Raw genomic sequence first — 9921 nt, forward strand, 5'->3', positions numbered from 1 at the left:
TGGGAGAATATGTGGGTTCGACTATCGAATAGAACTATTCAATATATTTGAGTTGGTATTAAATAATGCGGTTTTTTCCGTTTTATCAGGAGAACACGCTAGCCAAATAAACATATCTATAAATCAATATAAACAGTTAGAAGGTTTGTTTAATAAATTGGATGATAGTCAGATTCACTCCGTTATTTTAAAAGCAGTCGATCATTTACGACATCATTTCAATATTAATGATCCGCAGATGACTGCTTATTTGAAGCGGTGTGGAGTAAATCTAGGACAGAGGGTTAAAAGTGTTGCGGAGCATAACCGGCTTGGGACAGTGGTTATCGTGGAAAGGGAACTGAAATCAAAATCCATTGTAACATCATTCAAAGCGTCCGATAGAATGAGTGATCATCGCTTTCGGTTATTAAATGAAAAAATCATGAATTGTGAAAAGACAGTGGATAAGGTTAACATGATTCGGAAAAACTTTCACTCTCTTCATGATTATATCGATATGCTGAATACCGACTGTTTGTTGAATGATGAATATGAAGCACTTTTTAAGACTTTTGGCGATATAGAACTAGCTATTTTGACAAAGATAGTATTCTATGAGGAATTACGGAATGATTCAACGGATTTATCATCTCTCTATATCGAGGAAAAGAAGTATGAGAACGAATGGCAGAACCATTTTATTGAATTTATTAAGAATATCAATATGAATAGAAAGGGTGCCATTGAGAAATATGTTTATGATATTGATTATGAAGAAATTAGTTTTTACTAACATCGAATTGTTATATAGCCTAGAAAATCAACTCTATACTAGACTAAGCATTTCGAAGAGGAGGAGTCACAAGATGTTCAAGTGGCCGGAAAAAGAGTCACACCGAATCTACTTGCAAAAGTTATGTACACGTCGTTACCAAAAGAAAAACGTACCGCTATCTTCCTATCCTCTTTCTTGTACCTATCTAATGTGGAAATAAGCAAGCTTAAATGAGTGGATATTCTATCAATTTAATTTAAGAATTAAAATAAATTTTCGAACCTGACTTTCTTTATTGCATAAAAAAATTTCGTTTTTATTGGAAACCTGAGACTACCCTTTTTAAAATTGACATTAACGTAGCGTGATACTTTAACCTCGGAATAGGGAGGTGAATTACGCTGTTAACTGAACACTCTATACGATAATACTTCGATTTGACTTATTGAAAGCAAAAAAGAATGATTAAGGTCAATTGGTTGTATTAAAGTCAGATTTAGAAAAAATGTGCAAATCTTCGCTGCAAAAATAACAGGTTATAAGGGCTTGAAGATTAAATAGAACGGCACCCTTCATTAGTTATGATAAAAATGACATCAACAAATGAGTGCAGATCTAGAAAATATATTAATTCATTTGGACTTAGTTTTCTCTGAAGAAAATCTAATGAAAAATCTAAATCTGCTTTAAAATTGCAACACTAGATATTTGCGAAAGAGGTGATTGAAATGAGTTTGACCTATAAATTGATTAATACAATAGAACAATACGAAGAATTACTTGTTATTCCAAATTTAGAAGAAAGAAAAGAATACTTTCGTTACAAAATGATGGTTCCATTTAAGGAAATGTGGAAGTTAATAAATGTCCCTATAAAAGCAAAACAAAAAGATGGTTATGACGTTTTAATGGCTACGAAAATGTTAGGTTATGCAGATATTTCTAACGATAAACAAATTAAACAAGGACTATCTATCTTAAAAGATAACAACGCCTATGAAGTGGCGGAAACTACCATCAAAACATGTATAGAAAAAGCTAATAAGGCAGGCTTGAAAGTGAATGCCGATGAAATAAAAATTGGATTGTATGTTGCGGATCCAAATAAATTGAAACTCCAGAAGGGTTATACAGGATTTGGGGGTATTCCTGGGTTTATCACTGTGAATATATTCCTGAATGATTACAATATACCTAAACTACCCGCTGTTATTGCGCATGAGTTCCATCACAACTTTCGTTTTTCTTATTTCGATTGGGATCATGGAAATGTAACAGTAGGAGATTATCTTGTCATCGAAGGACTAGCTGATTCGTTTGCAAAAGAATTGTATGGAACAGAACAACTAGGACCATGGGTGACTAGTATGGATAAAGACGATTTGAATTATTCAATCTATGTTATTGGAGAAGCTTTAAACATAAAAGGATTTGCAGAAGTCAGTAGTTATATGTTTGGTGATGAGATTGCTAAACAAGAGGGATACCAGCCGGTAGGACTATCATTTTGTGCTGGTTATGCAGTGGGTTATGAAGTTGTTCAGTCTTTCATGAAGAAGCATAACAAAACGATATTTGAAACAACATTACTTTCTAGTGATGAAATTATTCATGGATCCGGCATATTTTCATGAAAATTTGGTGAGGAATAAAATCGTCATTTTATGTACATGAATATAGTCCAAAATATAAGCAATTTGATTTAAATGGTCTGTTAAAAATACTAATAATGATATAGTACCCCCACTATGGACTGTAAATGTCATTGAAAACCTTAAAATATATAAGTGTCTGATATACATAAAAAGGTATCAAATGCAGATGCACTTGATACCTTCTTCAAATAGACTTTCATTCTATTAAACTACTTATTTAAATGACTTCATTAAAGATTTGCCCATTATCATCAAATTGAATGATTTTTAAACGATTCTGCTTTTTAATGAAAATACTTTTATATTGATTTTTACCACTATCATCTGCATATAAAATCACACGTTTGTTAGGATTGTCTGTTTCAATTTTCGCTTCCAATGTGTCGACATCAATTTCATCTACTAATGTTTCATATTCGGGAAAATCAGTTAATTCATTATCAGAAGACTCTGTGCCATCCTCCGAATCATCTGTTGCCTGGTTCTTTGAATTGAAATCAGCTTGATCTTCTGTTTCAACATTATCTTCTGTCGATTTTTCATCGTCTTTTGTTACATCATCAGAGGTTTCAACTTGGCTTTCCTCTGTGCTGGCGTTATTATCTGTACTATTCGATGATTGATCTTGATCATCGTTGCTTGAACAAGCTCCTAAAATGAATAGCATACTTGCAAATAAAATTAATACTACTTTCTTCATGCTGAAAACCTCATTCCATATTGAAATTTTTTTCCCAATACTACATTTAAATACTTTTATCTGGTTTTGTCAACTTTGTTTTGAGCAAATATTTAATCCATTAGATTAAAAGGGAAAAATAACAACGTGGGGATTATAGAGTTCAAAAAATAGATTATTACTCTATTTATCAATCTTTTTTATAAAAAAGAGTACAGAAGCAAGCACAATCACTCCGATAATAGATACATATATGCCGTTAAGATCATCATTGGAGACGCTATAAATAATATTCATCAATAGGAGTAACAGGACAAGGATAGCAAGAATATTAATGATTTTTGATCCTACTATAAACAAAGACGAAACTAGTATAACTATGCCTTTAAAAATATATATCAGAGCATCCAATAGGAAGGAAGTAGTCTTATAAAAGATGTTTTCTTCTCTTTTTCGGTTAGCCACAGCCCGTTCTTTTTGCAATTTTCTTTGTTTAGCTAATTCTTTCTTTGTTTTTCTTTTTCCCAAGTTGTCTTCCTCCCTTTAACGGTGCATTGCCAATAGTCTTTTGAAACATTAGGAAAAGGGACGTTTCTATTCCTTTTCTTTGAATAATTATTATCTGTACCTAGTTTCTACTCTCTTTTTTCGCTGAATCTGTTCCTCCTTCAGTAGATCATGATATCCCGTTTATTGTCAAACGTTTTTTCAAGCGACTTCTGATTTAATTGCGGTTTTTTCTGTCAGAAAAATCAAGGGTATCAATAAAAATTTGAGTTAAGTTTTCCAATATATGAAACCTTGGATCCATAAAAAAATCCCTCCCAAATAACGAAGAGATTTTTTTAGCAATCTATCTGTTCATCTAGCTTCAAAAAGCGCGAATCCCCTGCCAAAATACGGACCAGGTATGATTTAATTTAAGTTCATATTCTTTGTAAGGGGAGCTCATCATATGGTAAAGCATCCCATCTAATACTGTAATAAAAGAAGTAACGATTATTTCTTCGTCAATAAGCTTATTATCTGTGTCGTTTTTTAAGATGGAAAGAACAAGATCGCGAATTCCCTTTTCTACCTTCTTATTTTTAGCTGTTATCAGTTCTTTAAAATTTTCTGGCGGGTAAATACCATACCGTTTGAGAAAAAAACCTTTATCGTTCATGTAGTAGTATTTATTTAATTCAACTAAAATATGGTATAGTTTTTTTTCAGTATGAAAGTTTTCTATAATGTGAGTTTGTCGCTCTATAAATTCTAAATAATCTTCAATAACAAAACTTATAATTTGCTCAAAAAGGTCTTGCTTGCTTTCAAAATAAGCATAAATCGAAGGGGTTTTAATATTTACTTGTAAAGCAATATCTTTAAGTGCCGTTTCCTCGTAACCTTGCGAGGAAAACAGCCTTAAACCTTGTTCCAATATCTTTCTTTTAGTTTTTTCACCTTTTTTCAATTGAATCTCACCTCATTTAGTTTACGTTAATCAGGATATCAATTTTAGGCTTACTATACTAAATATTATACCAAATACTAATGCAAGCTTTTTCCAGTTCTTAGGCTCTTTAAATAAAAACATCCCAAGTAAGACACTTCCTGACGCTCCTATTCCAGTCCATATACCATAACCAATACTAACAGGTATTTCTATTAATGATACTGAAAGAAAGAAAAAACTTAAACCCATACTTAGGAGAAAAAAGATTGTTGGTTTTAACTTTGTAAAACCTTCCGTTAATTTAAGATTTGATGCCGCCAACTTCAAATAATCCTGCGAATACTAAGAATAACCAATACATACTAAACATTACCTCCTACATTTTTGCCTTCTTTAGGTTCATCAACTAATTTTAATCCGATAATACAACTTATTAATAGAACAACTAATACTATCTTAGTAAAGCTCACGGGATCTCCTAAAACTGTCATTCCCACTAAAGCAGTGCCAAAAGCACCAAGACCAGTAAACACCGCATAAGCTGTCGAAACCGGGAGTGCTTTTAATGTTTTAGCGAAACACCAAAAACTAAGAAATAATAATATAAGTGTAGGAATAACAACTTCTATTTTTGTAAACCCCTCTGAAAAACCTAAACCAAGTGCCCAACCAACTTCAAAAATTCCTCCAAGAATTAAATAAAACCATGCCATAATAACTTCTCCTTTCAAAACCTTTAAACTAACTAATGAACGTTAGATTTTTATTCTAAAATTTTTTTCTGAAAATTGTATTGCTATATTATATTTCCTTCTTTAGCCACTCCCTTTTAAGTTAAATTTAACTAACATACGTTAGATTTTATAATAATTATGTGGATTTTGCAAGAGTGAAAGTTAATTTTATCAATCATTTTCAAATGATAGTATTATATAAAGAGAGTAGGTAAAACAAGGAATAATTTCACTATTCCATTCAAAACTGGAATGCCAATGATTGATGACCTCTCGGCTTTTTTATATTCTTGACATTGATTAATATACTGGAGTTTTAAAATTATCCTAATTGAAGGGAGTTTCATCCATGGAAAATTGGGGTTTATACTTTTTTCCTATTTTTTTCGGATTACTTATTTTTGCTGTCATCATTTTTTTCGTCATATATATTGTGAAAGAATCGAGAAAAAAGATGCGCATTTCTACATATTTCGGTTTAAAACGTGCAAAAGTGAAGTTTAAAATATTTGATACCTCCGTTATGCATAGTCTATTTGTGTTTCCCAAAAGACAATATGAGGTAGTATATCGATTAGAAACAGAAGAAGGGAAGATTGCTTTCACTTTAGATGAACGTTTAAAAGTAGAAACTAATTCTAGAAAAGAAGGTAGTGAAATTATCTCGTTTAGACGTTTTAAACCGGTAATTTTTTTTGAAGGAGACAAAGCTATAAATGGGGAGTGTTCGGTCAAAATATATAGAAAACGCTAAAAAGGCATTGAAAAACAGCCTCTCTACAGATCACAATACAGAGGGCTGTTTTTATAAGGAATATTTTTTATTCTATCTCAAACTCGAAATCTTCTATTTTAACCACTTGATTATTTTTATCTATCTTTTTCAAAACTTCATCTTGTTCTAGCGTAATGGATAAGACTAATGAAAATGTACTATTAGGTTGTAACACGCAGCTGTTTCTTCATCCATCGGCAATCATTCTGCATTATGAAAAACAACTGAACATCCATCGGGCGCCACTCCGCATAATAGAAAATGACTCAGCATCCATCGGGCGCCACTCCGCATAATAGAACACGACTCAACATCTGTCGTCCGCCACTTTACATAACAGAACACGCCCCAGCATCCAGTTGAATAAAATTTGACGTTTACTTTGTTCTCATGTAATATTTTGAATTAATTGTTCCTAAATTTTCCTTTAAGAACAATAAAAAAACTTAAGAAAAGAAGGTGGAAGAAGTTGAAGATTAAGTTGACAGGAGATTTTGCCGAGGTACTCAATGGAATAAATGAACTGCAAAAAAACATTCAGTTTGAGATTTCGGAGTCGGCAGATATTGAGTTGATTTGTAAGCGCACACAAGAAGAGCATGATATCTCCATTTTCTACGAAGATGGGAAAGGTGAGATTGCTTATAGACATACAAATCAATTCTTTCGGGCATTTAGTATGGTAATCGAAAAAATTCAAAAAGGAGAAACTGATTTTTCGATTAAGGAGAAAGGGCAATTTAAAACGGTTGGTCCGATGTTTGATTTTTCCAGAAATGCTGTTATGAGGCCAGATAGTTTTTACGAAATGATTCGAATGCTTGCGATGATGGGCTTTAATTCTGCAATGTTATACATGGAAGATACGTATGAAGTGAAGGAAGAACCGTATTTTGGTTATATGCGGGGAAGATATTCACAGGAAGAATTGAAGCGATTGGATGATTATGCACACCAGTTTGGGATTGAACTTATACCTTGTATTCAGACACTTGCTCATCTGGAAGAGTTTTTAAAATGGGATGCAGCTTACCGTTATAAAGATACTAGAGGAGCTTTACTTTTGGAAAGCGAAGAAACGTATCAACTACTTACAAATATGATTCAATCGGCTTCAAGTCCCTTTAGAAGTAAGCGTATTCATATCGGGATGGATGAAGCTGAAGAACTCGGGCGGGGTATATTTTTAAATAAACATGGTTATAAGCCGAGGTTTGAATTAATGGCAAAGCATTTAGATAGAGTTTTACAAATAACAGATGAGTTGGGATTAGAAGCAGTAATGTGGAGCGATATGTTCTTAAAACTTGCTTCCGAAACAGGGGATAGGTATAGTAAGACGACTGAAATTCCCGACTATATTATTGAACAAACACCGAAGCAAATCCAATTAATGTATTGGCAATATAATGCAACGGAAATTGATCACTATAGACAAATTATTGAACAACATAAAGCATTTAATAAAAAGCCTGCCTTTGCAGGAGGTATCTGGATTTGGAATACGTTTGCAACAAATTACCAGTTATCTTTAAAAGCGAGCAATGCGGCGCTTCAAGCTTGTAAAGAGCAAGAAGTTGATGATGTTTTTGTAACGCTTTGGGGTGATGACGGTATAGAAAATAACCCTTATACAGCCCTTTTAGGATTACAATACTATGCAGAGCATGCGTATGCGGATGAATTAGACGAAGAAAAACTTTATGAACGAGTAGCGTTTTGTACAGGGATACCTGCGGAGAAGTATTTGCTGTTAAATAAATTAGACACACCTCCTGGAGTAGAAAAGGGGAATCTTGAGCAAACAAATCCATCCAAGTTTTTATTATGGCAAGATGTATTGTTGGGGGTTTTTGATAAACATATTGAAGGTCTTGATATGGATAGTTATTATGAGGAGCTTGCAACTAAAATTGTAAATATTAGGAATAAAACTGATCAACTTGATTATATTTTTGACGTACCGGAAAAGCTTAGTAGAGTACTAGCTTTAAAAGCGGGAATTGGTGTTAAGTTAAAAGCTGCTTATGATAAACGGGATCAAGATGAATTAAAAGAAATCGCCAATGAAATTATTCCGGAAATTATGACTCGAGTGAAAGAGCTTAGAAGTGCACACCGTTATCAATGGTTAAAAATGAATAAACCGTTTGGATGGGAAGTAATCGATATTCGTTATGGTGGTTTATTAAACAGGCTTGATACGGCAACTACAAGGGTGAATGACTATCTCAACGGAGAAATTGATATTATTGACGAACTTGAACAGGAACGTCTGTATTATTCGCCAGGTGTAAAAGATTCTACTAGTCTAGGTTGGTGTAGTTATTATTACCGTATGGCATCACCGAATGTATTCTTCCATGTACTGCCAATCTATTAGTGAAGGAGTAAGCGAAAAAATGTGTCAACAGCAATATGATCTTTTCGTCGGGTGTTACGGTGCCAAGACAGATGAGACGATTCATTGGTTAAATTTTGATGCTCGATATGGAATGTTAAGGATAATAAATTCATTCAAGGGGATAGAGAATCCATCATTCCTAGCAGTTAATAAGAAGAAAAGTCACTTATACGCCATTAGCGAGAAAACGAACGGTGAGGTAGTCAGTTTCCAGTGGTGTGAACGTCTCGGAACACTCAAGGAAGTAAAAAGACAGCCAACTAACGGTGGGCCATGTTATCTGGAACATGATGAACATGCTTTATTTACTGCAAATTATGGGAATGGAAGTGTAATTGTTCATTCCTTAAAAGAAAATGGGGAAATTGGAAACGAAATAGGTTTTTATCAAACTAATTCGCCCCAGCAGTCGGACTCTAAAGTACATGCAATAAGGAATATTCCTAATACACCTTATTATCTTGCAACAGATTTAGGATTAAATAAACTAAACTTTTTTAAACATAATCATTCAACAGGAGAGTTAACGTTTCTTTTTGATGAGCAAGTACCGGATGGATCTGGACCTCGTCATGTAGCTTTTCATCCGACATTACGTGTTTTTTATATTGTGAATGAATTTAATTCAACGGTTTTAACGTATATGTATGATGAAAATCTGCAACAAATGGAGCTACTCCAAACATTGCCGACGATATATGATAATTTCCAACATGCAAATTATGGAGCAGATATCCATATAACAAGATCAGGAAAATTCGTCTATACTTCTAATCGGGGTCATGATTCGATTACAGCTTATAAAGTATTAAACGATGGGACTTTGGCATTCATTTCTCATACTAAAACGGAAGGGCAGTGGCCAAGAAATTTTATAATAATGCCTAATGATATTTATGTTTTAGTCGCAAATGAACAATCAAATAATATTATGGTCTTTGAAATTTTAGAAGATGGTAGTTTACAACGAACGGGTCATCGATTTCATGTAAATAGACCAGTTTGTTTACACGTAGTTGAATAAAAACATCGGTTTCTAGGAGAAAAAATAAAAATTTCATCTATTTTTGAACATAAACATCATAATGTTATAAGATAATGTTGATTTATTTTCTGAATAGTAGTATTATAATATACAAGTTGAAAACGCTTACTGTTTTTCACGCTTAGATTTCATTTTAAAACTAGAAACAGGGGGGATGAGAAAGTCTTATTTTAGAGGATGTTCAAAAAGTCCGGTAAAAATGACACTGCACATGGGGAACTTCGACTAAATACCGACACGTCCTGTGTCGAACGTCGAAGTCACCACATCCTGTGGAAGCTCGTTGGCTTGTTTCTCTGCTCCTTGAAAAAGGAAAGCACTTTTTCTGCGTGCAAGAACGTATGCTCATGTATCTAAATGCGGCAGGGGATCTTCCGTTAAAACCGCCCACGTCCTGTGGGCAACACGGAAGTCATCACATCCTGTGAAAGTCC

At 33.5% G+C, this 9921-nt stretch carries 11 protein-coding genes; 5 read left to right on the top strand and 6 right to left on the bottom strand.

Going from position 1 to position 9921, the window contains the following annotated elements; all coding sequences use genetic code 11:
* Together ACPYKA_RS08040 and ACPYKA_RS08045 are read left to right on the top strand one after the other, a co-directional pair.
* Positions 1-775, top strand: a 775-nt coding sequence (locus ACPYKA_RS08040) for a DUF6179 domain-containing protein (protein WP_479541816.1), incomplete at its 5' end; no start/stop codon positions are given.
* A gap of 710 nt (positions 776-1485) precedes the next feature.
* On the top strand, positions 1486-2391 hold the full coding sequence (locus tag ACPYKA_RS08045; protein ID WP_479541817.1) for a DUF2268 domain-containing putative Zn-dependent protease: 906 nt from the start codon (positions 1486-1488) through the stop codon (positions 2389-2391).
* A gap of 238 nt (positions 2392-2629) precedes the next feature.
* Here the strand turns inward: ACPYKA_RS08045 and ACPYKA_RS08050 are convergent, their stop codons facing one another.
* The 5 genes from ACPYKA_RS08050 to ACPYKA_RS08070 form a co-directional block, all read right to left on the bottom strand.
* Positions 2630-3112: a hypothetical protein gene (locus tag ACPYKA_RS08050; protein WP_479541818.1), complete on the bottom strand. Its 483-nt coding sequence runs from the start codon at positions 3110-3112 to the stop codon at positions 2630-2632.
* Between the two features lie 162 nt (positions 3113-3274).
* Positions 3275-3619 carry a hypothetical protein gene (locus ACPYKA_RS08055; RefSeq protein WP_479541819.1) on the bottom strand — a complete coding sequence of 115 codons (345 nt, stop codon included), beginning with the start codon at positions 3617-3619 and terminating at the stop codon, positions 3275-3277.
* Positions 3620-3962: 343 nt separating this feature from the next.
* A complete protein-coding gene (locus ACPYKA_RS08060) occupies positions 3963-4547 on the bottom strand; it encodes a TetR/AcrR family transcriptional regulator (RefSeq protein ID WP_479541820.1) in 585 nt (194 codons plus the stop codon).
* A gap of 30 nt (positions 4548-4577) precedes the next feature.
* Positions 4578-4850 carry a DMT family transporter gene (locus tag ACPYKA_RS08065; protein WP_479541821.1) on the bottom strand — a complete coding sequence of 91 codons (273 nt, stop codon included), beginning with the start codon at positions 4848-4850 and terminating at the stop codon, positions 4578-4580.
* 41 nt (positions 4851-4891) lie between these two features.
* A complete protein-coding gene (locus tag ACPYKA_RS08070; RefSeq protein ID WP_479541822.1) occupies positions 4892-5242 on the bottom strand; it encodes a DMT family transporter in 351 nt (116 codons plus the stop codon).
* A 370-nt stretch (positions 5243-5612) separates the two neighbouring features.
* On the opposite strand from ACPYKA_RS08070, the gene ACPYKA_RS08075 reads away from it, so the two are divergent.
* Positions 5613-6017: a hypothetical protein gene (locus ACPYKA_RS08075; protein WP_479541823.1), complete on the top strand. Its 405-nt coding sequence runs from the start codon at positions 5613-5615 to the stop codon at positions 6015-6017.
* A gap of 67 nt (positions 6018-6084) precedes the next feature.
* On the opposite strand, the gene ACPYKA_RS08080 is transcribed toward ACPYKA_RS08075, so the two are convergent.
* Positions 6085-6213: a hypothetical protein gene (locus ACPYKA_RS08080; RefSeq protein WP_479541824.1), complete on the bottom strand. Its 129-nt coding sequence runs from the start codon at positions 6211-6213 to the stop codon at positions 6085-6087.
* Positions 6214-6507: 294 nt separating this feature from the next.
* On the opposite strand from ACPYKA_RS08080, the gene ACPYKA_RS08085 reads away from it, so the two are divergent.
* Positions 6508-8421 carry a family 20 glycosylhydrolase gene (locus ACPYKA_RS08085; protein ID WP_479541825.1) on the top strand — a complete coding sequence of 638 codons (1914 nt, stop codon included), beginning with the start codon at positions 6508-6510 and terminating at the stop codon, positions 8419-8421.
* A 19-nt stretch (positions 8422-8440) separates the two neighbouring features.
* The gene (locus ACPYKA_RS08090; RefSeq protein ID WP_479541826.1) at positions 8441-9466 is read left to right on the top strand and encodes a lactonase family protein; all 1026 of its coding nucleotides are present in this window, start codon (positions 8441-8443) and stop codon (positions 9464-9466) included.
* Positions 9467-9921 lie beyond the last annotated feature (455 nt).

Source organism: Pseudogracilibacillus amylolyticus (SeqCode) (genome assembly GCF_051918545.1).
Lineage (GTDB): Bacteria > Bacillota > Bacilli > Bacillales > Amphibacillaceae > Pseudogracilibacillus.

Coding starts and splice junctions, on each gene's coding strand:
- ACPYKA_RS08045 (WP_479541817.1), top strand. CDS start 1,486: ATGAGTTTGACCTATAAATTGATTAATACAATAGAACAATACGAAGAA.
- ACPYKA_RS08050 (WP_479541818.1), bottom strand. CDS start 3,112: ATGAAGAAAGTAGTATTAATTTTATTTGCAAGTATGCTATTCATTTTA.
- ACPYKA_RS08070 (WP_479541822.1), bottom strand. CDS start 5,242: ATGGCATGGTTTTATTTAATTCTTGGAGGAATTTTTGAAGTTGGTTGG.
- ACPYKA_RS08075 (WP_479541823.1), top strand. CDS start 5,613: ATGGAAAATTGGGGTTTATACTTTTTTCCTATTTTTTTCGGATTACTT.
- ACPYKA_RS08090 (WP_479541826.1), top strand. CDS start 8,441: ATGTGTCAACAGCAATATGATCTTTTCGTCGGGTGTTACGGTGCCAAG.